The organism is Streptomyces sp. NPDC050548, from assembly GCF_044457385.1.
In the GTDB taxonomy this organism is placed as follows: Bacteria; Actinomycetota; Actinomycetes; order Streptomycetales; family Streptomycetaceae; genus Streptomyces.
In genome coordinates, this window is record NZ_JBITGV010000010.1 from 280,779 (window position 1) to 303,945 (window position 23,167).

The 23,167-nt window shown below is 68.9% G+C and carries 24 protein-coding genes; 13 read left to right on the forward strand and 11 right to left on the reverse strand.

Annotated features, from left to right (window positions below):
- Positions 1-9: 9 nt before the first annotated feature.
- The 4 genes from ACIBJH_RS27585 to ACIBJH_RS27600 all read left to right on the forward strand — a co-directional run bounded on the left by ACIBJH_RS27585 (position 10) and on the right by ACIBJH_RS27600 (position 2,381).
- The gene (locus tag ACIBJH_RS27585; RefSeq protein ID WP_399119557.1) at positions 10-705 is read left to right on the forward strand and encodes an alpha/beta fold hydrolase; all 696 of its coding nucleotides are present in this window, start codon (positions 10-12) and stop codon (positions 703-705) included.
- A gap of 62 nt (positions 706-767) precedes the next feature.
- On the forward strand, positions 768-1,352 hold the full coding sequence (locus ACIBJH_RS27590) for a helix-turn-helix domain-containing protein (protein ID WP_399119558.1): 585 nt from the start codon (positions 768-770) through the stop codon (positions 1,350-1,352).
- 71 nt (positions 1,353-1,423) lie between these two features.
- Complete coding sequence (locus tag ACIBJH_RS27595; RefSeq protein ID WP_399119559.1) at positions 1,424-1,828, forward strand: RidA family protein; 405 nt, start codon at positions 1,424-1,426, stop codon at positions 1,826-1,828.
- Positions 1,829-1,835: 7 nt separating this feature from the next.
- A complete protein-coding gene (locus ACIBJH_RS27600; protein WP_399119560.1) occupies positions 1,836-2,381 on the forward strand; it encodes a TetR/AcrR family transcriptional regulator C-terminal domain-containing protein in 546 nt (181 codons plus the stop codon).
- A gap of 53 nt (positions 2,382-2,434) precedes the next feature.
- Here the strand turns inward: ACIBJH_RS27600 and ACIBJH_RS27605 are convergent, their stop codons facing one another.
- Together ACIBJH_RS27605 and ACIBJH_RS27610 are read right to left on the reverse strand one after the other, a co-directional pair.
- The gene (locus ACIBJH_RS27605) at positions 2,435-4,618 is read right to left on the reverse strand and encodes an MMPL family transporter (protein WP_399119561.1); all 2,184 of its coding nucleotides are present in this window, start codon (positions 4,616-4,618) and stop codon (positions 2,435-2,437) included.
- A gap of 213 nt (positions 4,619-4,831) precedes the next feature.
- Complete coding sequence (locus ACIBJH_RS27610; protein ID WP_399119562.1) at positions 4,832-5,644, reverse strand: SDR family NAD(P)-dependent oxidoreductase; 813 nt, start codon at positions 5,642-5,644, stop codon at positions 4,832-4,834.
- Positions 5,645-5,852: 208 nt separating this feature from the next.
- Between ACIBJH_RS27610 and ACIBJH_RS27615 the strand changes: the two genes are divergently transcribed.
- On the forward strand, positions 5,853-6,278 hold the full coding sequence (locus ACIBJH_RS27615; protein ID WP_399119563.1) for a nuclear transport factor 2 family protein: 426 nt from the start codon (positions 5,853-5,855) through the stop codon (positions 6,276-6,278).
- Between the two features lie 15 nt (positions 6,279-6,293).
- Here ACIBJH_RS27615 and ACIBJH_RS27620 read toward each other — a convergent pair whose 3' ends face one another.
- Positions 6,294-7,052 (reverse strand): CmcI family methyltransferase, encoded by a 759-nt coding sequence (locus ACIBJH_RS27620; protein WP_399119564.1) that lies wholly within the window; start codon positions 7,050-7,052, stop codon positions 6,294-6,296.
- Positions 7,053-7,180: 128 nt separating this feature from the next.
- Here ACIBJH_RS27620 and ACIBJH_RS27625 point away from each other — a divergent pair, with 128 nt between their 5' ends.
- The gene (locus ACIBJH_RS27625) at positions 7,181-7,999 is read left to right on the forward strand and encodes a S1 RNA-binding domain-containing protein (RefSeq protein ID WP_399119565.1); all 819 of its coding nucleotides are present in this window, start codon (positions 7,181-7,183) and stop codon (positions 7,997-7,999) included.
- Between the two features lie 92 nt (positions 8,000-8,091).
- Here the strand turns inward: ACIBJH_RS27625 and ACIBJH_RS27630 are convergent, their stop codons facing one another.
- The 4 genes from ACIBJH_RS27630 to ACIBJH_RS27645 form a co-directional block, all read right to left on the reverse strand.
- Positions 8,092-9,135: a glycoside hydrolase family 5 protein gene (locus ACIBJH_RS27630; RefSeq protein WP_399119566.1), complete on the reverse strand. Its 1,044-nt coding sequence runs from the start codon at positions 9,133-9,135 to the stop codon at positions 8,092-8,094.
- Positions 9,136-9,378: 243 nt separating this feature from the next.
- On the reverse strand, positions 9,379-10,206 hold the full coding sequence (locus tag ACIBJH_RS27635; protein WP_399119567.1) for an SAM-dependent methyltransferase: 828 nt from the start codon (positions 10,204-10,206) through the stop codon (positions 9,379-9,381).
- An 85-nt stretch (positions 10,207-10,291) separates the two neighbouring features.
- Positions 10,292-10,543 (reverse strand): DUF397 domain-containing protein, encoded by a 252-nt coding sequence (locus ACIBJH_RS27640; RefSeq protein ID WP_399119568.1) that lies wholly within the window; start codon positions 10,541-10,543, stop codon positions 10,292-10,294.
- A complete protein-coding gene (locus tag ACIBJH_RS27645; RefSeq protein WP_399119569.1) occupies positions 10,540-11,406 on the reverse strand; it encodes a helix-turn-helix domain-containing protein in 867 nt (288 codons plus the stop codon). The genes ACIBJH_RS27640 and ACIBJH_RS27645 overlap by 4 nt, the downstream gene beginning before the upstream one ends.
- A 240-nt stretch (positions 11,407-11,646) precedes the next feature.
- On the opposite strand from ACIBJH_RS27645, the gene ACIBJH_RS27650 reads away from it, so the two are divergent.
- The gene (locus tag ACIBJH_RS27650; RefSeq protein WP_399119570.1) at positions 11,647-12,093 is read left to right on the forward strand and encodes an ATP-binding protein; all 447 of its coding nucleotides are present in this window, start codon (positions 11,647-11,649) and stop codon (positions 12,091-12,093) included.
- A gap of 38 nt (positions 12,094-12,131) precedes the next feature.
- Here the strand turns inward: ACIBJH_RS27650 and ACIBJH_RS27655 are convergent, their stop codons facing one another.
- A complete protein-coding gene (locus tag ACIBJH_RS27655) occupies positions 12,132-13,418 on the reverse strand; it encodes a PP2C family protein-serine/threonine phosphatase (protein WP_399119571.1) in 1,287 nt (428 codons plus the stop codon).
- Positions 13,419-13,622: 204 nt separating this feature from the next.
- On the opposite strand from ACIBJH_RS27655, the gene ACIBJH_RS27660 reads away from it, so the two are divergent.
- From ACIBJH_RS27660 to ACIBJH_RS27675, 4 genes are all read left to right on the forward strand, one after another.
- Positions 13,623-14,435 carry an SAM-dependent methyltransferase gene (locus tag ACIBJH_RS27660; RefSeq protein ID WP_399119572.1) on the forward strand — a complete coding sequence of 271 codons (813 nt, stop codon included), beginning with the start codon at positions 13,623-13,625 and terminating at the stop codon, positions 14,433-14,435.
- Between the two features lie 132 nt (positions 14,436-14,567).
- Positions 14,568-15,446 (forward strand): SigB/SigF/SigG family RNA polymerase sigma factor, encoded by an 879-nt coding sequence (locus ACIBJH_RS27665; protein WP_399119573.1) that lies wholly within the window; start codon positions 14,568-14,570, stop codon positions 15,444-15,446.
- 141 nt (positions 15,447-15,587) lie between these two features.
- Entirely contained in the window at positions 15,588-16,163 is a 576-nt protein-coding gene (locus ACIBJH_RS27670) for a hypothetical protein (RefSeq protein ID WP_399119574.1), read from the forward strand.
- A gap of 115 nt (positions 16,164-16,278) precedes the next feature.
- Positions 16,279-16,926 carry a TetR/AcrR family transcriptional regulator gene (locus ACIBJH_RS27675; protein WP_399119575.1) on the forward strand — a complete coding sequence of 216 codons (648 nt, stop codon included), beginning with the start codon at positions 16,279-16,281 and terminating at the stop codon, positions 16,924-16,926.
- Between the two features lie 34 nt (positions 16,927-16,960).
- On the opposite strand, the gene ACIBJH_RS27680 is transcribed toward ACIBJH_RS27675, so the two are convergent.
- Positions 16,961-17,749 (reverse strand): DUF2993 domain-containing protein, encoded by a 789-nt coding sequence (locus ACIBJH_RS27680; protein WP_399119576.1) that lies wholly within the window; start codon positions 17,747-17,749, stop codon positions 16,961-16,963.
- Positions 17,750-17,759: 10 nt separating this feature from the next.
- Complete coding sequence (locus ACIBJH_RS27685; protein ID WP_399119577.1) at positions 17,760-18,368, reverse strand: TetR/AcrR family transcriptional regulator; 609 nt, start codon at positions 18,366-18,368, stop codon at positions 17,760-17,762.
- A 108-nt stretch (positions 18,369-18,476) separates the two neighbouring features.
- Here ACIBJH_RS27685 and ACIBJH_RS27690 point away from each other — a divergent pair, with 108 nt between their 5' ends.
- Together ACIBJH_RS27690 and ACIBJH_RS27695 are read left to right on the forward strand one after the other, a co-directional pair.
- Positions 18,477-20,087, forward strand: coding sequence for an MFS transporter (locus ACIBJH_RS27690; RefSeq protein WP_399119578.1), 1,611 nt, complete (start codon positions 18,477-18,479; stop codon positions 20,085-20,087).
- A gap of 230 nt (positions 20,088-20,317) precedes the next feature.
- Positions 20,318-21,442, forward strand: coding sequence for a YbhN family protein (locus ACIBJH_RS27695; RefSeq protein WP_399119579.1), 1,125 nt, complete (start codon positions 20,318-20,320; stop codon positions 21,440-21,442).
- Here the strand turns inward: ACIBJH_RS27695 and ACIBJH_RS27700 are convergent.
- Complete coding sequence (locus ACIBJH_RS27700) at positions 21,439-23,142, reverse strand: carbohydrate binding domain-containing protein (RefSeq protein ID WP_399119580.1); 1,704 nt, start codon at positions 23,140-23,142, stop codon at positions 21,439-21,441. The genes ACIBJH_RS27695 and ACIBJH_RS27700 overlap by 4 nt on opposite strands.
- Positions 23,143-23,167: the final 25 nt, after the last annotated feature.

Sequence of the window (23,167 nt, forward strand, 5' to 3'; positions counted from 1 at the left end):
GAGCGGGCCATGGCAACGTTCGTACTCGTACACGGTTCATGGGGCGGCGGCTGGGTGTGGGACCGGTTGCGCCCCCTGCTGGAGAGCGCCGGCCATACGGTTCTCACCCCCACCCTGACCGGTCTCGCCGAGCGCAAGGACCTCTCCTCGCCGGACGTCGGCCTCGGCGTCCATGTCCGGGAGATCGCCCAACTCCTGGAATCCGAAGGGGTGCAGGACGCGATCCTGGTCGGGCACAGCTACGGCGGGATGGTGATCACAGGAGCCGCCGCGCTCGCCGCCGACCGGGTCGGACAGGTGGTCTACGCCGACGCCTTCGCCCCGGTGTCAGGCGAGTCGGCGTTCGCGATGCTGCCGTGGCTGGAGCAGGCGTTCGCCGATGCGCAGGGGCCGGCCGAGTGGGAGGTGGCACCGATCGACCCCGGGGCGCTCGGTGCGGACGAAGAGGGGGCGGCGTGGCTTTCGGGCAGGCTGACGCCGATGCCGGTGCTCACCCACCGGGAACCGCTCGGGCCCGGCAGCGAAGAGGTTCTGGCGGCCAGGCCGGTCACCTATCTCTACTGTGCCGATCAGGGGCTCTTCACAGAGGTGGCCGCCGCGGCGGAGAAACGCGGATTCCGGGTCGTCGCCCTGTCCGGTGTCACCCATATCGGCCTGCTGACCCACCCGGACGGCTTCGCGCAGGAACTGCTGAAGCTCGCGTAGGGCCCGGCCGATGTACCTGGCAGGCTGGCTTGATTGCCTCACAGGCATGTTATCGTGCGGGAATGTCGATCGAGGACACTGATCTGTGGGTTGCCCAACGCCTCAAGGACATGCGGGGCGAGCGGGGCATCACCCTGACGACACTGGCCGAACAGACCGGCATTTCCTCGGCGCATCTCTCGCGACTGGAGAAGGGTGTACGCAAGCCGTCCATCGGCAGCCTGCTCCAGATCGCCCGCGTCTACGGCGTGTCCATCAGCGAACTGGTGCAGGAACCCGACCAGGACGACTTCCATCTGGTGCGCGCCGACGAGGCGATGACACGTGAGGGCCAGGACGGCCGCTACACCGTACTGAGCGGGCCTCGCGAAACGATGTCTGTCATCCGGGTCGAATTGACGGCCGGCAAACACACCAAGACCGCGCGGCATGTCGGCGAGGAATGGCTGCATGTCGTGTCGGGGGCGATCACGCTCGACATCTCGGGCGTATCGCTGCAACTCGATGCCGGAGACTCGGTGCATTTCGACTCGTCGAAGGAGCACCGTCTCACCAGCAACGACGACGCCGACGCCACCGTACTGATCGCGTCGACGGCGGCGACCGTTCCGATGCGACACCCCATTCCGGCGTCGCGTCGCAATTAGCCGGACACCCGCTGCGTACCGCGCGGGAATGACGGAAACATACATTCTGTGGCAAGAGGGAAGGCCTCGCCATGTCTTCGATCATCGCGCTGAATCCCGCTGAACTCCCGCCCCTCACCGGTGTGATCTCCCACGGTCTGGCGGTCCCCGACCTTGGTCTCCTCTACACGTCGGGACAGGTCGCGTGGGACGCCGAAGGGAAACTCGTCGGCCGGGGTGACCTGGCCGCGCAGTTCACCAAGGCCTACGAGAACATCGACGCGGTACTGGCCGCCGGGGGTTCGAGCCGTAGCAAAATCATCAAGGAGACCATTCATCTCGTGGGGTACGACACCGACAACGCCGAGCAGTTGATCGCGCTCATCGCCGGCTGCCGCGGGGCGGGACAGACGCCGCCCGCGAGCACCTGTGTGGGTGTGGAGACGCTCTTCGCGGAGGGCTATCTGGTCGAGATCGAGGTGGTCGCCACCCTTTGACCGACCGATGCGGGCCGCCCGGGTGGTCGGGGCCGCATGCGACGTCCGGCAGAGAGAGGGCATCGCCAAGCTCTCGGCGAGGGCGGTGGCCGCCGAACTCGGCGTCAGGATGAACACGGTCATGTGGCACATCCGGACCAAGGACCGACTGCTCGGCCTGATGGCGGAGTTCATCATGGGCGAGGTCGACCGGGAGAACCTGCACGGAGACTGGCGCGAGCAAGTGGCCGAGCTGCTCGGGCGGTTGCGGGGAGCCATGCTCGCCCACCGGGACGGCGCTCTGCTCGTCGCCGGAACCTTTCCCGTCGAGCCGAACACGCCGGCCTTTTCCGAGCGCCTGGTGACCGTCCTCTTCGAGGGGTGCCCCACCCGTAAGTCGGCCGTGTTCCACGACCGGCTGCGGGAATCCGTCGACGAGCAGCATTTCCCCGGCCTCCATTCGGTACTGGAGGACTACGTCTCGATCGACTACGGCGAGCGCTTCGCCCTCGGTATCGAGCAGATCCTGCAATCGGCGCCGACGACCAGACCCAGGCCCGGTTCCGGGAGTTGAGCGAGGGCCTGTCCGCCGGACGTCGGTCCGGCGGACAGGCCCTCGGGTCGTGACTATCCCCGGCGGCCCGCCGGATCGTGGGCGACCGAGTCCTGGTCCTCATCGGCGGAGGCACCTGAACCGGTGCCCGCAGCAGGCGCGGTTTCCCGGGCGCGGTCGGCATGGCCCGGCCACCAGGCCGCGTGACCGATCAGAGCGGTGAGGCTGGGCGTGAAGAACATCGCCATCACGAACGCGGCGACGGCGATGCCGAAGGAGACGGCGAAACCCATCTCCGTGAGCAGCGCGTTGCCGGCCAGCATCATCGTCGCGAAGGTCGCCGCGAGGATGAAACCGGCCGCCGCCACGGTCGGCCCCGCGTGCCGCAGCGCCATACCCGCCGCCTCGCGCGGATCACGGCCCTCGCGGGCCTCCTCGCGCAGCCGGGCGATCATCAGGATGTTGTAGTCCGTGCCGATGGCGACCACGAAGAGATACATGATCACCGGGAGCATGAACATCAGACCCGGGTGCCCCTGCGCGTCCTGGAAGATCCAGACGGTGGCGCCGAGCGTGGCGCCGAAGCCGAGACCCACCGACGCCATGAGGTACAGGGGCGCGACCACACTCCGCAGGACCAGACCCAGGATCAGCATGATCAGCAGGGCGGCGACGGGGAAGACGGTCCGGTAGTCGTGATTGACCGCCGCGTTGATGTCCTTGTAGATCGAGGACATGCCGCCGACCACGGCCTCCGTACCGTCGGGAGCGGAGGAGTGCGCGACCTCGCGCACCCGGCCCACGGTGTCGATCGCCTTCTCCGTCGAAGCCTCGTACTTCAGCGTCACGGTGAAGTCAGCCGTGGTCCCGCCCTTGTTGACCTGGCTCATCCGGGCGCTCGCGACACCGTCCACGGCCCCGAGCTTCTCGGCGTAGGAGGCGAAGGTGCTCCGGTCGAGCGCCCGGCCGTCGGAGCTGGAGAGATAGACGTCGGTGGGTGCGGCGGCACCCGCCGAGTACGCCTCCTGCATCTCGTCCTGGACGACCATCGACTCCTTGGTCTTGGGCATGGAACCCGAGGCCAGGTCGAAGGTGGCCTTGTAGCCGAGGGTGCCGAGCGACAGGGCGACGAGAACGAGGCCCGAGAGCGCGGCGGTCAGCGCGGGACGGCTGCGCACACCGCGGCCGAGGGCGGCGAACCGGGCGTTCTCCGGCTCCCGCTGCCACGACTTGGAGGGCCAGAAGACCTTCGGCCCGATCAGCGACACCACGGCCGGGATCAGGGTCAGGCCCGCGACCAGGGTGACGCTGACCGCGATCGCCAGCGCCGGACCCATCTGCTTGAGGAAGCCCAGCGTGGACAGCACCAGCGCGAGGAACGCGATGATGACCGCGCCGGCCGCCGACGCGATGGCCTCGCCGACCCGGGCGACCGCGTTGATCATGGCCTGCTTCGGTTCGTCACCTGCCCGCAGCCGTTCTCGGTAACGGAACATCAGGAACAGGAAGTAGTCCGTGCCCACACCGAACAGCACGACGATCAGGATCGACGAGACGGAACTGTTGGCCTGCAGGCCGAACAGCTTGGTGGCGTACGCGATCAGCCCGTTGGCGATGGCCGCCACCACACCGATCAGCAGCAGGGGCAGGAAAGCGAGGATCGGCGCCCGGAAGATGATCAGAAGCGTCACCAGAATGATGACGAAGGTCCCGATGCCGATCAGCGCCTCGCCGCGCTTGGAGGAGTCCTGCTGGTCGAGGGCCTGAGCGGCGGAACCGCCGAGCTTCACCTCCAGGTCCGTGCCCTTGACCAGTTGTTTGACGTCGTCGCGCAGCACCTTGGCGGCGTCCGCCTGGACGGGCTGGCCGGCGTTCTTGCTGTCCATCTGGACCAGGGACATGGTGTAGCGGCCGTCCTTCGACGGCTGGCCGGTGACCACCTTCTGCACCTGGTCGATGTGCTTGTCGCCCAGTTCGGTGGTGATCCGGGCGACGTCCTTCTTGTCGGCGGCGGTCAGTGTGCCGCCGTCGGTGCGCTGGTACAGCGCGATGGCGGACGGGGTGAAGGCGCTGGGGAACGCCTTCACCTGCAGATCCGCCGCTTTGATGGATTCGTAGCTCTTGGGCAGGAAGCTGCTCTCGTCACTGTTGGAGGGCAGGCCCGGAGCGGTGGCGACAATCGCCACCGCCGCGATCAGCCACGCGACGATCGTCCAGACGGGATGTCGGACGACCGTATTGCCAATACGTTGGAACATGCGGGAGGTCCTCCTGGGCAGGAAGATCACCGCAGCCCGGGGAGCGGACCCCGGCATCGGCGACCCCGACCGGCCCTCACCCGTTGGCCGGTCGAATGGTTGTCTGTCTTTTGTCATATCGGTCAGGCGTGAAGATTCATAACACAGGCATGGTTGCCGACGCGGGTGAGTTTTCGGGGCGGAGCGGGGGTGCGGGGCCGACGCTGTGGCGTCCTAGGCTCCGAACGCGAGCTTCGAGACGTCGTCCCACTTCCGCCACTCGTCCAGTCGTGCCCCGTACTCCTTGGTGATCAGTTCCAGGGGGCCTTCGCCGAAGAAGATCCGCAGTGGCGGCTGCTCCGCGTCGACCACGGTGAGGATCGCCGCGCGCGTCGCGCTCGGATCGCCGCGCCGCGCCGCGATCCGCGTCATGGCGGCACGGAAGTCGTCGTAGGCCGGCAGGTGTTGGGCCTGTACGGCGGAGGGCCCGGCCCATTCGGTGGCGTATCCGGCCGGTTCGACCAGGGTGACCTTGATGCCGAAGTCCCTGACCTCGGCGGCGAGGCTCACGGTGAAGCCCTCCAGGGCGAACTTGGACGCGTGGTAGAGGCCCAGTCCGGGCAGCGAGACGACCCCGCCGATGGACGACACCTGGATGATGTGGCCCGATCCGCGGGCGCGCAGGTGCGGCAGCACCGCCTGGGTGACCCAGAGCGCGCCGAACACATTGACGTCGATCTGTTCGCGGGCCTGCTGCTCGGTCACCTCCTCGGTCATGCCGAACAGGCCGTAACCCGCGTTGTTGATGACGACGTCAAGGCCACCGAACGTGTGCACCGCCCGCTGCACGGCCTCGAACGCCGCCGTGCGGTCGACGACGTCGAGCCGCAGCGGCAGCACCGCGTCGCCGTACTTCGCGACCATGTCGTCGAACGCGGACTCCGAGCGACTGGTCACGGCGACCCGGTCGCCTCGTTCGAGTGCGGCTTCCGCCCATTCCAGGCCGAACCCCTTCGAGGCTCCGGTGATGAACCATGTCTTCGGCATGATCTCCCTCGCTCACTCTCTTGTTCGCTGACCAACAAAACAAGTGAACTTGGTCGGCGACCAAGATGTCAACCCATGGCAACGCGCCCCTTGTGCGGTGACCAAGGGGTGCGTTACTGTTCTTGTGCGTCGACCAAGATGATCGTCGGCCCTGTCCTGCGGCAGGGGTCTGAATTGTTTTCGGGCACGAAAGGGCAACTCTGCGGCCATGAATGCGACTGAGCGCTATCGGGATCTTTTCGACGGTATGTACACGTGGGTCTCGGACCTGTGTGACGTCGAGAAGGGCGGTGCTCTCGACGAGATTCACCGCTACTGGGCGGACGACGCGCGGATCGTCACCTTCGGCAGAGTGAAGGCGGACGGTATCGAGGCGCTGCGGAAGCACTTCGGGGTCTTTCCCGAGCTGTACGAGAAGGTGCGGGTTCGCGTGCCGTACTACACGTACCTGGAATCGGGAAACAGGGTCGTCGTCGAGCACGACATCCTGATCCGTCCGCGAAATGCAGATCATGCCGTCATCGACGGGGAGGCCGGCCGGGAGGAGTTCCGGGTGACGTCGATCTTCACCGTCCTCGACGGCAGGATCACGGAAATGCGCGAGGTCGCCGCCGTCAAGGCCGGAGGTGACTGACCGCCAGCCGGAGGGCTATGCAGTTTTGCGGCGCAACCACATGTTGCGGCAGGAAACGCCGTATCTGTTCAGGTCCGTCCGGTCATGGAAGAACTGCCCCTGATCGCCGGCCAGCCAGTCGCGCACCGCCGACACGACCCCACCGGTCTCACCCGGGGGCTTTATGTGTACGCACAGTTCCGGCGAATCTATGAGACCGTCCTCGACCACGAAGAAGCCGTCGTCGGGGACGAACCGGGAGTAGTGGCGCAGTGCCGCGTGGGTGGTCTCGTAGGCGTGCCGGGTGTCCTCCACCACAAGACAGCGCGCGCCCTGCGGAATGTGCTCGGCGACTCCGAAACTGGTGTCCTGGTCGAGGATGTCTCCTTCGAGCAGGGTGATGTGCTCGGCGTAACGGCTGTCGGCCGCGGCCAGGACGTCGTGCGTGTTCTTCTGCGAGAGGTCCACGGAGATCACGCGGATGTCTTTGGGGATCAGGCCGTAGGCGGCCATTGTCCGCAGCCGATCCCGGAACCACAGGGCCGAACCTCCTGAATGCGTGCCGAGTTCCACGACCACCTGCGCCCGGGAGAGCCACAGCAGGTGCTCGAACATCCGCAGGTCCTCGGGGAACTTCATCAGTCGGACACCTGCGTACGAATCATGCACATGCTGGCCCACGCGATCCTGCCAGTAGGTCAGCAGACTCCCCTGGGCAGGGGCCTCCACGCCGGGCGGAAGTGATTCGGGGTCGTCGACGTGGGGTGGAAGTACGACTGACTTCTGGTCCGGCATCGCCTTTTCCTGTCTGTGGTTTCGGGAGAAGGGCGAGCAGGAATGCGGTTCGACTGCCGCCCAGTAAGCGGAGAATCTATCACCACTTAGTGTCGACGGAGGGGGCTCCCCGTGAGAGGCTGAACGGCATGGGGGCAGCGGCGGACGACCGGGCGGTCAGGGAATTCCTGGCGGGGATCCACGTGGGGGACATCTGCGGCGGGACCGTCGTAGAAGTCAGGCGGGGGATGTTGGCGGTTGCCCTGGACGGGTACTCCGCGCGCCCGCTGGGGATCGTCTGGCAGGGGGACATCACCTGGCGCTGGAATACGGCGGGGACCGTGGAGATCGGCCGGCGGATCACGGCTGAAGTGGTGGCCGTCGATCTGGACGAGGGCCGGGTGCGGCTGGCGATGACCGCTACCGAGAACCCGGAACTATGGGCGTTCCTGACCTCACGTCGACCCGGTGAGGTGCTCTCCGGGACAGTCGCCGCGATCGAGCGGTTCGGCGTGTTCGTGTCACTGGACGAAGGCCCCGACCATCCGGTCTTCCCCGGCGTCGGGTTCATCACGATCCCCGAACTGTCGTGGCGTCACATCGACGCGGTGTCCGACGTCGTCCGGGTCGGACAGCACGTGTCGTGCGAGTTCCTCCAGTTCGACGACTGGCACGGAGAGGCACGGCTGTCCTTGAAGGGAACGCAGCCGGACCCCTTCGCGGCGTTCGTCGAAGAGGTCACGGTGGGTCAAACGCTGCAGGGGCAGGTCACCAAGGTGATCCCGTTCGGCGTCTTCGTCAGGGTCGCCGACGGCATCGAGGGACTGGTCCATCTACGAGAGCTCACAGAGCTGCCTGTGGAGACGGCGGAGGGCATCCTTCAAGTGGGCGACGAACTCATGGTCGTCATCACCGAAGTCGACCTGGAACGACGCAGGTTGGCGCTCTCCCCGGCGCACCGGCCGTGAACTCCCGCACCCGGCCGCGCTGTTCGACATGAGTCAGGTTCCTCGATCCGCCCCCGCGTCGCCCTCGCGCGGAGACGGATCAGGCAGCGGCTTCAGGACTTGACCGGCCGTCCCCGGCCCCACGCCCAGGCGAGCCGGTCCGCGCCGGACTGGTTGGTGGTCTCCAGCCAGGGGCGGGCGGCGTCGCCGATGAGCTTCTGGATCGAGTACGTGTCGTCGGTGCGCAGACCGGGCCAGTACACGGAACCCATGCCGAGCTTGCGGAAGGTGTCGGTGTCGGCCTGGATGAAGTTGACCGAATTGTCGTCGGGAGCAGGCACGTTGTAGTTCAGGCCCGTGGTCATCGGGGCGCCGAACTCGTCGGCCACGGTGCGGTTCGCGCAGTCGCCGAGGCGTACCTTGAGGTCGCTCACCCACTGGTCGTAGGTGGCGTAGTCCTTCCAGAAGCCGTAGTGGTGCAGGGAGAGGTAGGTCCCCTTCAGGCGCGGGTCGGCGCAGACCGTGGTGACGTGGTCGTTGTAGCCGGCGCCGCTCACGAACACCCGGTTGCGGGGCACCTTGGAGTAGGTGTCCAGCCACTTGGCGGCGAGGTCGGCCCACTCGGTGTCGGTGTAGCCGTGGGGTTCGTTCATCGGCTCGAAGTAGACGCGCTGGTTGTGCTGGTAGGCCTTCACCACGGTGTCCCACATGGGCCAGTACGTGGCGGGGTCGTCGATGAAGCCGTCCTTGTTGGCGCCCGTCCCCTCCCAGTACGACACGATGACCTTGAAGCCCTGCGCCGTCGCCGCGTCGATGACACCGCGGTACGACTTCCAGTAACTGCCGTTCACCGTGTACGGGTTGATGGGCAGCCGTACCGTGTTGGCGCCGAGGTTGGCGCGGAACGCCGCGATGACACGGGTCGCCTTCGTGTACGTCTGGGCGTAGGTGTCGGTGAGCGACAGGCCGGACAGGACGACCGGGTCGTCGGCGTAATTGTCGCGCGGGTCGGCCCAGTTGACGCCCTTGAACTGGGACGTGTTCGTGCTCGGCGCGGCGGAGGCGGGGCTGCCGGCCAGCGTGGTGCCGGTGACCGCGGCGATCGCGACGGCCACGAAGGTGGCCCGCAGACGGGTTCTGGCGGGGTTGGTGCGCATCGACTTGCCCTTTCAGGAATGGCGACTCGGCGCAGGGCGGGGCCTGCGCGCGGCTGAGCGGCCGTCGGAACGGATACCGGGCGGACGGCTCGTGCCGGCTCGTCGTCCTGGGACCCGGTGGGCTCGGTGTGGGGGAGTGGAGAGGGATGTTTACGCAAACATGGCGGCGCCGGAATCGTGGCATCCGGCACCGCCATCGTCAAGGTTTCCCGCGTGTAACGTCGTCGGCGTCCTGCGACGCGGCTACGGCTTGATGCCCACCCCGGTCCACAGGCTGACCTCGGCGTCCGTGGGCGGCTCCGCCGTGACGGCATCCTCGTCGGCGGCGTCGGGGCGCCAGCGGTGGCCGACCGCGATGCCGGGTTCCAGCAGATCGAGCCCGGTGAAGAAACGGGAGACGTCCTTCTGGGACCGGAACTGCACCGGTGTCCCGGCATTGGTGTAGATCGACGTCACCTTCTCCCAGGTGGTGGGGTCGAAGTCGGGCGTGCAGTGGCTCACGGCCAGGGCGCTGCCCGAGGGGAGAACCGACAGCAGGCGCTCGACGAGCCCGTACGGGTCCTGGGCGTCGGTGACGAAGTGCAGGAGCGCGTTGAGGGAGAGCGCGACCGGCTGGTCGAGGTCCAGTACCTCGGCCAACTCCGGGGCGTTGAGGAGCGTTTCGGGATCGTTGACGTCCGCCTGCACATAGGTGGTGCGGCCCTGCCGGGTGCTGCGCATCAGCCGCTCGGCGTACTTGAGGACCAGCGGGTCGTTGTCGGCGTAGACCACCCGGGCCTCGGGGACCACGGACTGGGCGACCTGGTGCAGGTTCGGTTCGGTGGGGATGCCGGTGCCGATGTCGAGCCACTGCCTGATGCCGTGCTCCCGGGCCAGGACACGGGTGGCCCGGTGCATGAACGCACGGTTCTCGCGGGCGCAGACGAAGATGGCCGGGTAGGCCGCCGCGACCGTCTCGGCCGCCTGCTTGTCGACCTCGAAGTGGTCCTTGCCGCCCAGGTAGTAGTCGTACATGCGGGCGGAGTGCGGCCTGCTGGTGTCGATGTCCCGCGCGGCGTGGGGGTTGGTCATGCTGTCCCTCTCAAGTGGTGTGCATCGGCGTCTCGGGCAGGTCGCAGCCGGGCCGGCTCCAGTTCCTCACGCCCGTGGTTCTGGTTCAGCCGACCATCAGATGGTCGGCCAGGCCGCGCTTGACCCCGGCGACGAACGCCGCCATCTCCTGCGGCGTGTAGATCAGCGCGGGTCCGGCGGGGTCGGTCGACTGACGCAACGCGACGCGGCCGTCGGCGAGTTGCTTGGTCTCCACGCACTGACCGCCGTTGGGACCGCTCCAGGGGCATTCCCAGCCCTGCTCGCCGAGGTTCGACGCGGGCATCCCGTTGTAGACCGAGTTGTCGGTGGTGGTCATGAGTACTCCTTGCGCATGCGGTTCAAGAGCGCCTTGCTGTCCGCGGACGAGGTCAGCAGCGACATCCTGTTGTGCGCCTCCAGATGGGCCGCGACGTCGGATCGCTGGTCCAGATACATGGAGGCGGAGAGGATCTCGCTGTAGACGATGTCGGGCAGCTCCGGTTCCTCGAACCGGAAATAGGTGAAGGGTGCGCACGCCCCCACGTGGGCACCCGCCGAGAACGGGACGATGTCGACACTGACGTGGTCCAGTTCCGAGACTTCGAGGAGCCGGTCTATCTGGTCCCGCATGACCGCGGGACCGCCCACCACCCGGTGGAGCACGGCTTCTTCCAGCACCGCCCACAGGGTGGGCGAGTCCGGCCTCTCCAGCAGACTCTGGCGGCGCAGACGTAACTGCACCCGCCGTTCGAGGTCTTCGTCGTTGTCGTTCGGGAAGCCGCCGCTCAGTACGGCACGCGCGTAGTCGTACGTCTGGAGGAGTCCCGTGACGTAGTGGGGTTCATAGGTGCGCAGGGTCTTGGCGCCGGTCTCCAGGCTCACATAGGCGGTGAACCAGCCGGGCAGCACATCACGGAAGTCGTGCCACCAGCCGGGCCGGTTGGCGCGCTCGGCGAGGGTGACGAACTCCTCGATCTCCTGCCGGTCGGCACCGTAGGTCTCCAGCAGCTTCTCGACGTAGAGCGGCTTGAGGCCGACCTCGGCCTTCTCCAGGCGGCGGATGGTCAGGGACGTCACCCGCAGGGCCTTGGCGGCGTCCTCCAGGGACACACCGGCGTCCTGCCGACGGTCCTGCAGCCGGCGGCCGAGGATCATGCGCAGGACCGTGGGTGCACCGGCGCCCGAACGAGCTTCGCTCACGCCCAACCTCCTGAGGGACTGTCACCGGCGTCAGTGTGACAGCGACTTGCTGATGTCGCCAGACAGAAATCGCCGTTCTGTAATTATCAGGGAGCCGGTTGCAGCTTGAACTGACCTATGGGCATAGTTACTTGTGTCAGTGATCTAGGCAGTCCGCCGGAACACCCCAACTCCGGCACGCCCGTTGCCGCTGACTCGCGTCTCCCGCCTGCGCACGCCCCCGATGGAAGGCGAACCACCGTGTCCCCCCACACGACTCCCTCCCCGCAGCTTTTAGACGTCGCCAGCCCCGACCTGGCGCACTGGCTGGAACTTCCGGCGCACCGCTCCGGCGTCCGGGTCGCCCGCCATGTCATGGGCGCGCAACTGACCAAGTGGGGCCTGCCCGAGAGCGTGCGTGACGACGCGGTGCTCCTTGTCTCGGAGTTGGCCACGAACGGTGTGTGTCACACGCCCAGCGCACGGCTGCTGTGCGGGGTCGGGATCGTCGACGACCGCTGTCTGCGCATCGAGGTGCACGACCACGACTACACCGGGGGCGGACTCTCCCGCTGCGAGCCGTGTGTCGACGACGAGAGCGGGCGCGGGCTGTTCATCGTGCAGGCGCTCGCGGACACCTGGGGGGTCGACCGGTCGGCGCTCACCGGCGGCAAGGCCGTGTGGGCCATGCTGCCGACCGGGCGCTGATCCCGGACGATGCGGGGGCGAGGACGCCCGCGGCCTGTTCAGGTGGTCGCGGGCGTCAACTCGGCCAACAACAGCGTGCGGTCGTCGGCCCCGGGCACCGCGCCGGGGGAGCGGAGCAGCCGCTCGCACAGCGAGGGGAACGCGTCCGGGCCGCCGGACGGCGCGGGTTCGGCGGCGGCCGAGTCGAGGGCCGCGGCCAGCCGGGCGATCTCCTGGTCGATGTCGGCGTGCCGGGACTCCACCAGCCCGTCGCTGTAGAGCAGCAGCAGGGACGGCTCGGAAACCGTCAGCACCGTGGCCTCGTAGTTGCCGGTGCCGAGTCCCAGCGGCAGTCCCGCGCCGGCGAGGACGACGGGCGCGGCCGGTCCCCCGGGGCCGCGCAGCAGCGGCGGAGGGTGCCCGGCGCCGACCAGGGTGCAGGTGTGCGCCCGCGCGTCCCACTCGGCGTAGATGCAGGTGGCGAAGGACGCGCCCGGGGTGTCGTAGGCCAACTCGTCGAGGCGGCGCATCAGTTCGGCCGGCTCCATGTCGAGTCGGGCCAACGTGCGTACGGCGGTGCGCAGTTGGATCATGGCGACGGCCGAGTCGGGGCCGTGGCCCATCGCGTCGCCGACGACCAGGCCGACCCGGCCGCCGGGGCGCGGCAGCACGTCGAACCAGTCGCCGCCGATGATGTTGGCCTGGCCGGCGGGGAGATAGCCGTGCGCGATACGGCAGCCGGGGAACTGCCGGGCCGGATCGGGGAGCAGGCTGTTGCGGATGGCCAGCGCGGTGCGGCGCTCGCGTTCGTAGCGCCGCGCGTTGTCCAGCGCGACCCCGGCCCGGGCAGCCAGTGACTCCACGGCCACGGCCTCGCCGGGCAGGAACGGTTCCCGCTCCGGGCCGCGGGTGCAGGCGATGAACCCGATGACGGCGCCCCGGAGTTGGAGCGGCACCACGAGGAAGGACGCCGTCTTCAGCAGGTCGTCTATGCGCTGCGCGTCCCCGCCCGCGGAGGCCAGCAGCCGCTGCGACGTGTGCGAGTCCACCCCGTCGAGCACCTGGGAGTGCCCCGTGGCGAGGGCACGCGCGTACGGCGTCTCGCGCGGGAAGACGATCACCTCACCGACCGGCAGCACACCGTCCCAGGACTCCTGCGCCTCCGAGCCCACCCGCACCGCCAGTCGGCGCGCCTCGATCTGGGCCGGGTCCACGGACGGAGTGGCGTTCTCCTCAAGCACCCACCGCTCCAGCAGGTACACCGACGCCGCGTCGCAGAACCCGGGTGTCAGCGCGTGCACGACATGTGTGCCGGTCAGCCGCAGATCGAGCTCCGAGCCGATCACGTCCGCGGCGGGGGCGAAGGCCTGCCTGCGGCGTGGGGACCCGGCAGGGAGTGCGTCACCGTGGTGACTGCGCGGTTCGTTCCGCAGGGTCGTGCCTTTCCGGGGTGGGGACCGGCCGCGTCGCGTGGGGCATGCGGTCTGCCGTGCGTTCGAGGGCAATCATATGATGACTCGTCAAGGATCTTCGGGCGAAGAGGAGTTGCCGTGCCGAGTGGTGGAGGTCTGCCGCAGGGGATCGATCCCGACAAGGCGAGCGTCGCCCGAATGTACGACGCGATGCTGGGCGGTGAACACAATTTCGCCATAGACCGCGAGGCGGTGGCGGCGTTCACCGCGATCGATCCCCAGGTCCGCACCCTGGCCCGGGCCAACCGCGACTTCCTCGGTCGGGCCGTGCGCTTTCTGGTCGCCTCCGGAGTACGGCAGTTCATCGACCTCGGCTCGGGCATCCCCACCCAGGGAAACGTCCACGAGGTCGCACAGGCGGCGAGCCCCGGCGCCCGCGTGGTCTACGTCGACAACGACCCGGTGGCCGTCGCACACAGCACCTCCCTTCTCGCCGACAACCCGGACGCGGACATCGTCGACGGCGACATCCGGCGGCCCGACGAGATCCTGTCCGCCCCGCAGGTGAGGAAGTTGATCGACTTCGAGCAGCCGGTCGCCGTCCTGATGATCACGATCCTGCACTTCATCACGCCCGCGGAGGACCCGGCCGGCATCGTCGCCGCGTTCCGCGACGCGCTGCCCGACGGCAGCTGGCTGGCGCTGAGCCACGCGACGAACCAGGACCGCCCGGACACCGCCGCGGCCGTCGGCCAGTTGTACCGTTCCAAGGCCACCTCGCCCGTCACCGCCCGCTCCCACGACGAGATCCTCGGCCTGTTCGACGGCTTCGACCTCGTCGAACCCGGTCTGACCTACGTCCCCCTGTGGCGCCCCGACGCCGAGGACGAGATCCCGGAGAACCCTTCGGAGTACTGGGTCTACGCGGGCGTCGGCCGCAAGGGCGCGTGAGCCGTCGGGCCAGGCAGCCCACCGAAAACCAGCTACCCGCCCCGGATTTGACCGAACGAGGGGGAGTGAGACCCGCGAACCGGGGCAGGGGCCTCTTGACGGAAGTTCGTTCGAGCGAATGGGGTGGGCGTTATGGGAGCCGTGACGGCAGCGAAGGCAGCGGCCACGGCAGGGCGGCGGGTTGCGACCGAGGAGTCGCTCCCGTTGATCGCGGAGCCGTCGAAGGTGAGCCCGAAGGACGCGCGTGAGCTGTCGCGCCAGTTCTTCGACCGGCTGACCTCGCTGGAGGAGGGCACCCCCGAGTTCCAGTACGTGCGCAACACCCTGATCGAGATGAACCTCTCCCTCGTGCGCTACGCGGCGGCGCGCTTCCGCAGCCGCAGCAACAACGAGATGGAGGACATCGTCCAGGTCGGCACGATCGGACTCATCAAGGCGATCGACCGCTTCGAACTCACCCGGCAGGTCGAGTTCACCTCGTTCGCCGTCCCCTACATCGTCGGCGAGATCAAGCGCTTCTTCCGCGACACCAGTTGGGCCGTCCATGTGCCGCGCCGACTGCAGGAGGCCCGCGTCGAGCTCGCCAAGGCGACCGAGGAACTCCGCTCCCGCCTCGGCCGTACCCCCACCACCCGTGAACTGTCCGAGCTGATGTGCCTGACCGAGGAGGAGGTCATCGAGGCCCGCAAGGCGTCCAACGGCTACACCTCCTCCTCGCTCGACGCCGCGCTCAGCTCCGACGCCGGCGCCGAGGGCGAGACCGTCCTCGCCGACGTCATCGGCGAGGACGACCCGGGTCTCGAACTGGTCGACGACCTCAGCTCCTTGGCCCCCCTGATCGCCCGACTCGACGGGCGGGAACGGAAGATCATCCACATGCGCTACGTCGAGGAGCGCACCCAGGCCGAGATCGGCGAGGAACTCGGCATCTCCCAGATGCACGTGTCCCGCCTCATCAGCCGTATGCTCCGACGCCTGCGCGCGGGGCTGCTCGATCCCGCGGTCGCCTGACCGGCCATCCTGCCCAACAATCCGGTCTGTTGGGTGAATTCACCCTCCCCCGACGCTCGTTCCGCGGGACTCTCGTACTGTGACCGGTCCGGCACCCAGGGTGCCGGACCGGCCGTTGCAGGCTTGCCGGAAGGGGGAGTTGTGGCGTGGCGGAGTGAGGAGTTCGGGGAGTCCCACGAGGGCATCGTGGGGGCGACACTCGCCGACGGCAGTGAGCCCAAACCCGTGTATCTGGACGTCGGCAGTGGCACCAACGGATTCCAGACGTGCGAGTGGTGGGCGTACAACGGCTGGCTGGGCCGCCCCAAGGCGGCGGCCTGGCGGGCCTCCTGTGCGTGCGGTTGGCGTGGCGAGAGCCATCCCATCGACTGGGACCAGGTGGAGGACCACGACCTGGACGACCTGGACACGTCCGACGCGTACGAGGACTGGTGGGAGCACATCAACGCGGTCGAACGCCGTACGGTCCCGCTTCCGGAGGAACTCTCCGATCTGATCGAGCAGTTGGAGGAACGGCTCGACGCGCTCGCCGAGACGGCACCGGTGGCCGCGCTGAAGGCGGTGGCCATGCTGGAACGCATGGCGAGCCGGGTCGGCAGGGAGGCCGCGTACGGGGTACGGGCCGACGACGTGTCCGGCGAGGCGCTCGGCAAGGCACTGGGACTCAGTGTGAACCGGGCCCGCTCCCGGGTCGACCGTTACCTGCGCTCCTACTGAACGGACGGCGGGCGGGACGCCGTGCCGCCGCGATGCCGTACGGTCGCCGGGCCGTGCCAGACTGGACGTACCGTTAGTCCCGCTCCGCCGTTCCCGCACTTCACCGAGGTTGTCCGTGACCAAGCCCCCGGCCCGAGTCCCCCAGCGAAGCAACGCGCGCTCCAACCGGGAACGCATCCTGGCCACGGCCCGCCGGGAACTCGGCCGGAACCCGGACATCACCCTGGAGGAACTCGCCCGCGCCTCCGGTGTGGTGCGGCGCACCCTGTTCGGGCACTTCCCCGGCCGGGAGGCGCTGTTGGAGGCGCTGGCCGAGGAGGCCGCGGAGGCGTTGAAGGCCGCGCTGCCCGCCGACCCGGAACCGGCGGAGCCGGAGTCGGCCGACCGGGCGTTCGCGCGCTTCGTCCTGTCGATGTGGACCGTGGGCGACCGCTACCGGCTGCTGCTGGCCCTGGCCCGCCATGACCTGGGCGTCGAGCGGGTGGCCGAGGTCCTGGCACCGGCCCGCCGTGCCGCCACCACCATCCTGGACCGCGGACAACGCGACGGCGTCTTCCACACACAGTTGCCACCCGCCGTACTGAGCGTGGGACTTGAGGCCCTGACGATCGCGCTGCTCGAAGAGCTCAACACCGGCGAGCTGGAGGACGACGGCACGCACGCGGCCGTCGCCGCGCTGATCGCGACCGGTGTCCCGGAGAAGCAGGCGCGTGACGTGGTGGACGAGATCGCGGGGGCGAAGCGGACCGCCACGGACGCCTGAGCCCTCAAAGATCGTCCCCGCAGGGCGAGTTGGCTCACGCCGAACCGCTCCGCGCGCTGTCGTCGGACCGGAAGGTGACCGACTCGCCCGGCAATCGGGCGCTGAGCCCGCTCTCCGTCGCGGTGACGGACCGCAGCCGCAGTCCCTCGGGGATGTTCCGCAGCTGTATCGGCCGCTCGAAGACCGAAGTGAGCGCCGCTCTCCCCACCTCGGGCAGCAGACCGCCGGTGACCCGGAAGTCCTTGAAGGCGATGCGGTTGCCGGGCAGCACCGAGACGGTCGCCGCCACGATGACGTCGGCACCGGGAGCGAGCGGCACCGTCGCGCGGACCTGGTCGGGGCGTGCGCCCTGGGAGATCTGCAGTCCGAGGGTGTCGGACAGGTCCTGGTAGGACAGCAGAGCGGTCGCCTCGGCCGAGCGGGCCAGTGCCTCCTTGTCGTCGTCCGACTTCCTCAACCCGGCGAGATGGACCGAGAGTTGGTTCACCGGAAGCGGGCCGGTGGTGTCGCTCGCCGCTATGTCGTGCGCGGTGATGTCCACGTGCCGCAGAGTGCCGGCGGCCAGTTGGGTCAGCACGGGGAAGCCCCGGACGTGGACCTCCGGCAATGAGGGCGTGTGCATGCCCTCTTGGAACGCTTTGGCCGTACGGGACTCCACCCGTGCCGTCGCGAAGCGGTCGACGGCGACGGGAATCACGAGCAGTGCGACCAGCGCGCCGACCGCGACGACGACCGGGCGCCGGTTCCCGCGCGGCGGGCGGGTGTCGTCGGGCTCGTACGCCCCGTAGGTGAAGTCGGCGTATTCGTAAGGGTGTTGGTCCATGAGATCTCCTTCAGCCGGACGGTCGCAGGTGGTGAACCGTGGCGGCGGCGCTGTCGCGTCCGACGCCCGCGGCGATGAGGGCGGCGGTGGCGGCGGCCGTGCCGTCGTCGTTCCAGAGGCCGGAGTTGACGCATTCCAGCAGCGCCAGCATCTGTGCCTCCAGGGCTCTGTTGAGCGGTCCCGGCGGGACGGCGGTGTGGAAAACGCCTTGTTGTTGGCCCTGGTCGAGGATCCCGATGACGGTTTCGCGGGCCGGGCGGAGGAGCGCGTCGATCGCGTCGGGGCCGAGGTCGTGGTGGGCGAGTCCCAGGAGCGTGCGGTAGCGGTCGCCGACCGGCCACAGGGCCAGGACGAAGCGGGCCAGCGCGGTCACGGCGTCCGGCGTCGGCGCCCGGGTGGCGGCGCTCACCCGCCGTACCGCCTCCCCGGCGTCCGCGGCGAGGCCCTGGACGAGCGCGGCCCGCCCGGTGAAGTGCCCGTAGATGGTGCGCCGGGCCACGCCCGCTGCCTCGGCGATGTCACCGAGGCTGCAGTCGGGGTCGCGGCCCAGTTCCCGCAGGGCCGCTTCCAGGATGCGGGCGCGGGTGGCGTGCGCCCTGGCGCTGCTGCGGCTGATCACGTCGACACCTCCTGGAGGGGCCGGCTCGTCCCGGCATAGTTGCACAGAGGTGAGCAATAAAATAGCCTGCACGTCAGTGAGCAATTAATGCGTCCCCAGGAGTCCCCGATGCCGCTCTTCGTCACCACCCCCGTCGACCGGATGGCCGGGCCCTACGCACGCCGCTGGTCCGCCCTGATCGTGCTGTGCCTGAGCCTGCTGATCGTGGTCATGGCGAACACCTCGCTGATCGTGGCCGCCCCCGACATGACCACGGACCTCGGTCTGAGCAGCAGCGACCTGCAGTGGGTCATCGACGGCTACACCGTCCCGTACGCCGCGCTGATGCTCGTACTGGGCTCGATCGGCGACAAGTACAGCCGCCGCGGCGCCCTCGTCACCGGCCTGCTGATCTTCGCCGCGGGATCGGTGACGGGCAGCCTCGTCCACGAGACCGGGCTCGTCATCGCCGCCCGCGCGATCATGGGAGTGGGCGCGGCCGTGGTCATGCCGGCCACGCTGTCCCTGCTCGTCGCGATCTTCCCGAAGCACGAGCGGGCGCGGGCCATCACGGCCTGGACCGCCACCTCGGGCCTCGCCATCGCCGTCGGCCCGCTGGTCGCGGGGTGGCTCCTTGAGAACCACGCCTGGGGCTCCACGTTCCTGATCAACGTCCCCATCGCCGTCCTCGCGGTGGTCGGCGCCCTGGTCCTCGTCCCGCCGTCCAAGGCCGACACGACGTTCCGCATCGACTACGTGGGCGGTCTGCTCTCCATCGTCTCGGTCGGCAGCCTCGTCTACGCCGTCATCGAGGGCCCGCACTTCGGCTGGGGCGCGGGACCGGTCACCGCGGCCGTCGTCACCGCCGTAGGACTGCCCGCCTTCGTGGCCTGGGAGCTGCGGCACCCGCGCCCCATGCTCGACGTCCGCAAGTTCGCCCACCGTCCCTTCAGCGGCTCGATGACGGCGGTGCTGTTCTTCTTCTTCGGCACCTTCGGCTCGATCTACTACGCCACGCAGTTCCTGCAGTTCGTCCTCGGCTACAACGCGCTGGAGACCGGCGTACGACTGCTGCCGCTGGCCGGAGCCGTGTTCCTCGGCGCCGCGGTCACCGGACGGCTCACCCCCAAGCTCGGCATGAAGCCGATGGTGGTGACCGGCATGGTGCTCGGCACCGTGGCCGTTCTCCTGCTCACCCAGGTCGACAAGACCTCCACCTACGGCGACTTCCTGCCCACGCTGATGCTGCTCGGCTTCGCGGTCGGACTGAGCGTCTCGCCCGCCACGGACACGATCATGGGCTCCTTCCCGGAGAACGAGCTCGGTGTCGGGGGCGGTGCCAACGACACCGCGCTGGAACTGGGCGGCTCGCTCGGCATCGCCATCCTCGGCTCGCTCCTGGGCACCGTCTACAAGGACAAGCTGACCGACCTGGTCGGCGGCCATCTCCCCGCCGCCGCCCTCGACAACGCCAAGGACTCGGTCGGCGGCGGCCTGGCGGTCGCCCAGGAGATCGCGAGGACCCCGTCCGCCGGACCGCAGCAGGCACAGGCCCTGGTCGACGCCGTGCACGAGGCCTTCGCCCACGGTGTCGCGCAGACCAGCCTGGTCGGCGGGATCATCATGGCCGCCGGCACGCTGATCGTCCTCGCGGTTCTGCCGGGCCGTCGCGCGGCCGGAGAGCCGGAGGCGAAGGTGGCGGAGTCCAGCCGCGACGAGGAGCACGCCGACTCCGTCTGAACTCCGGTGCGTTGCGGGCCCCTTCGTGCAGCAGGGGCCCGCGCGATCGCGTACGCGCGCGACGAACGAACGGGGGCACACTCCGGTCCGCCGGGCCATCGTGCATAAACTGGCACAGTTCCGCCTCGGCGCCCGCTCCCTCGTCCGCTCGGAGAACACCGTCCCCGCATCGAGCGGCGCCGGGATCGCCGACGGTTGAAGCTCACTTCACGAAATCGACGGTCCTGCCTGTGCACGCTCCGGACACCACCGCCATCACCCCCGAACCGGCCGGCACGGCGCCGCGTCGCACCCGGCGCTGGCTGCGCCCGGCGGTGATCACGGTCCTGCTCGCGCTGTTCACCACCGAACTGGTGCTGGGCTGGCCGTCGCTCGCCGCCGCTCTGTCACAGCTGCGCGCACCCCGGCTGAACTGGTTCGCCGTCGCGCTCGTCGCCGAGGTCGCCGCCATGGGCTGCTACGCGCGCATGCAGCGCCGGCTGCTGCGTTCGGCCGGGGTGGAGGTGCCGATCCAACGCCATGTCGCCCTGGCCTACGCCGCGCACTCGCTCAGTGTCACGCTGCCGGGCGGACCGGCCTTCTCCACCCACTTCAACTACCAGCAGATGCGCCGCTTCGGGGCGACACCGGCCGTCGCCTCCTGGTGCATCGCACTGTCCGGCATCCTCTCCGCGGCGGCCCTGGCCGTCGTCACCGCGATCTCCGCGATCGCCTCCGACGGCAGTCTGCAGTGGCACAGCCTGGTCACCCTCGGCCTGGCCGTCCTGCTGCTCACCGTCGGCATCCGGCGCATCACCCGCCACCCGGAGAAGGTCGAACCGGCCACCCGGGCCGCGCTGGCCAAGGTCAACAAGTTGCGGCACCTGCCCGAGACCCAGGGCCTCGACCGGATCCGCGGCTTCGTGGAGCAACTCCGCACCGCCCGGCTGCAACCCCGGCACGCCGTCGCCGCCGCCGTCTTCGCCGTGCTCAACTGGCTGCTCGACGCGGGCTGTCTGTGGCTCTGCTTCCACGCCATAAGCGACACGCAGATCAGCAACGCCCAGCTGCTGCTCGCCTTCTGCGCGGGCATGGCCGCCGGCACCCTCACGATCATCCCGGGCGGACTCGGCATCATCGACAGCGCGCTCGTCCTCGGGCTGGTCACGGGTGGCGTCGCGACCAGCACGGCCATCGCCACGGTCGTGCTCTACCGGATCATCAGCTTCGGGTTCATCATCGGCGTCGGCTGGATAACGTGGCTGGTCATCCGCCGCCACAACCGCCGTGAGCCGGTCGTCCCCGCAGACGCCGATGGTGCCCAGGAGGACAGGGGTCCCCTGGGCACCGGCGCCGGTACGTCGGCGGGTCGCTAGCTGAGCGTGAAGTCGTCAGCCGTGACGTTGGACTGGCCGTACCAGCCGTGGACGAACACGGTGACCGTTCCGCTGCTGCCGGTGGTGAAGGGCACCGACAGCTGGTTCCAGCTCGTGTTGTTGGACCAGGTGCTCGCGGAGGCCCCGCCGCTCACCCCGAGGTAGGCGTACGGTCCCTGCACCCACGCGGTCAGCGTGTAGCTCTTGTTGGGGGACAGGGTGACGGTCTGGTCGCATTCGCCGGTACCGCCGGCACTCGGTGTGACCTGGAGGCTGTGGCTTCCGCTGTGCACCGGACTGGAGACCACCGCGCTGCCGCCCGTGCAGGTCCACGGGCCCAGACTGCCGGTCTCGAAGCCCGCGTTGGTCAGCGAGCCACCGCCGCCGCCAGTGCTGCTGGTGACGGTGAGCGTGTACGTGGCGATGTGGCTGCCGGTCGCGGCGGTGCCGGTGACGGTGATCGGGTAGCTGCCCGCGGCCACGGACGAACCGACCGTCGCCGTCAGCGTCGAACTGCCCCCGGATGTAACGGAGTTGGGGCTGAACGAGACGCTGACACCGGAGGGTGCGCCGGAGGCGGAGAGGCTGACGGACTCGGCGCTGCCGGAGGTGACGGCGGTGGAGACGGCCGAGGTCGCCGTACCGCCCTGGGCGACCGAGGCGGAGCCCGGCGACAGGGACAGCGAGAAGTCGCTGGTGGTGCCTCCGCCGCCGCCCGTGCCCGTGCCCGTGTAGGGCACGAACGCGTCGGTGAACGCGAGGCTGTTCTGGCTGATCTGACTGCACGTGGGCAGGGAGTTGGCGCTGCCACCGCACGCCTGGTCCCGGGTGATCGCCCAGAACGCCAGCCGGCCGACACTGTTCTGCGCGGCGAAGCTCTCCACCGTCTGGGCATCGGCCAGGGTGAAGGTGGAGCCGTCGTCGTTCTTGCCGATCATCGGGGTGATGCCGAGGTTGGCGTAGGTGTAGCCGGAGTCGACGGACTGCATCTGCGCCAGCGTGGCCTTCGCGGCGGAGACGGCGGCCTGCCCCATCTCGGTCCCGGTGCCCGCGTAGTAGTCCATGGCCATGATGTTGAGGACGTCGATCTTGATGCCCGCGGTCTTGGCGGCCTTGACGATGTTGACGCCGTCGCCGGTCAGCCCGCTCGTCAGCACCGGCAGGGTCATGGAGAACTTCAGGTTCGGGTTGGACGCCTTGAGGTCCTTCATCGCCTGCATCTGGCGGGCCACCGCGGCGGTGTCCGCGATGGCGGCGCCCTCGATGTCGAAGTCGAGCTGGGTGACGCCGTAGTCGTTGATGACGGCCTGGTATCCGGCGTCGATGCTGCTCTGCGTCGAGCACGTCCAGGCCAGCGGCTCGCCGCTCGCGCCGCCGGAGGAGATGATGACCGACGCGCCCTCTGACTTCGCCTTGGCGATCAGGGGGTCGGTGAAGGAGTCGTTGCCGATGGGGAGGGTGTCGCCCCAGATCTGGTTGCAGCCGACACCGAGCACGAAGGCCGCTGTGTACGCCTTGAGTTGGTGTCCGGTGATGGCGGTGTCGAGCAGTCCTTCCTGACTGTTCGACATGTCGACGTAGGGGGCCACGGAGTAGACGCTGCTTCCCGCAGCGCTGCTCGCGGGGGCCAGGGCGACGGTGACGCCGGTGACCGAGAGCGCGAGGGTGCACACGGAAGCCGCGAGTCTTGCCAGGTGCATGACAGATCCCCTTTCGGGGGTGCCT

What these genes read in the sequence shown, in the direction of transcription:
- ACIBJH_RS27585 (WP_399119557.1), top strand. Translation starts at nt 10, where the DNA reads ATGGCAACGTTCGTACTCGTACACGGTTCATGGGGCGGCGGCTGGGTG.
- ACIBJH_RS27590 (WP_399119558.1), top strand. Translation starts at nt 768, where the DNA reads ATGTCGATCGAGGACACTGATCTGTGGGTTGCCCAACGCCTCAAGGAC.
- ACIBJH_RS27595 (WP_399119559.1), top strand. Translation starts at nt 1,424, where the DNA reads ATGTCTTCGATCATCGCGCTGAATCCCGCTGAACTCCCGCCCCTCACC.
- ACIBJH_RS27600 (WP_399119560.1), top strand. Translation starts at nt 1,836, where the DNA reads ATGCGGGCCGCCCGGGTGGTCGGGGCCGCATGCGACGTCCGGCAGAGA.
- ACIBJH_RS27605 (WP_399119561.1), bottom strand. Translation starts at nt 4,618, where the DNA reads ATGTTCCAACGTATTGGCAATACGGTCGTCCGACATCCCGTCTGGACG.
- ACIBJH_RS27610 (WP_399119562.1), bottom strand. Translation starts at nt 5,644, where the DNA reads ATGCCGAAGACATGGTTCATCACCGGAGCCTCGAAGGGGTTCGGCCTG.
- ACIBJH_RS27615 (WP_399119563.1), top strand. Translation starts at nt 5,853, where the DNA reads ATGAATGCGACTGAGCGCTATCGGGATCTTTTCGACGGTATGTACACG.
- ACIBJH_RS27620 (WP_399119564.1), bottom strand. Translation starts at nt 7,052, where the DNA reads ATGCCGGACCAGAAGTCAGTCGTACTTCCACCCCACGTCGACGACCCC.
- ACIBJH_RS27625 (WP_399119565.1), top strand. Translation starts at nt 7,181, where the DNA reads ATGGGGGCAGCGGCGGACGACCGGGCGGTCAGGGAATTCCTGGCGGGG.
- ACIBJH_RS27630 (WP_399119566.1), bottom strand. Translation starts at nt 9,135, where the DNA reads ATGCGCACCAACCCCGCCAGAACCCGTCTGCGGGCCACCTTCGTGGCC.
- ACIBJH_RS27635 (WP_399119567.1), bottom strand. Translation starts at nt 10,206, where the DNA reads ATGACCAACCCCCACGCCGCGCGGGACATCGACACCAGCAGGCCGCAC.
- ACIBJH_RS27640 (WP_399119568.1), bottom strand. Translation starts at nt 10,543, where the DNA reads ATGACCACCACCGACAACTCGGTCTACAACGGGATGCCCGCGTCGAAC.
- ACIBJH_RS27665 (WP_399119573.1), top strand. Translation starts at nt 14,568, where the DNA reads ATGGGAGCCGTGACGGCAGCGAAGGCAGCGGCCACGGCAGGGCGGCGG.
- ACIBJH_RS27680 (WP_399119576.1), bottom strand. Translation starts at nt 17,749, where the DNA reads ATGGACCAACACCCTTACGAATACGCCGACTTCACCTACGGGGCGTAC.
- ACIBJH_RS27690 (WP_399119578.1), top strand. Translation starts at nt 18,477, where the DNA reads ATGCCGCTCTTCGTCACCACCCCCGTCGACCGGATGGCCGGGCCCTAC.
- ACIBJH_RS27700 (WP_399119580.1), bottom strand. Translation starts at nt 23,142, where the DNA reads ATGCACCTGGCAAGACTCGCGGCTTCCGTGTGCACCCTCGCGCTCTCG.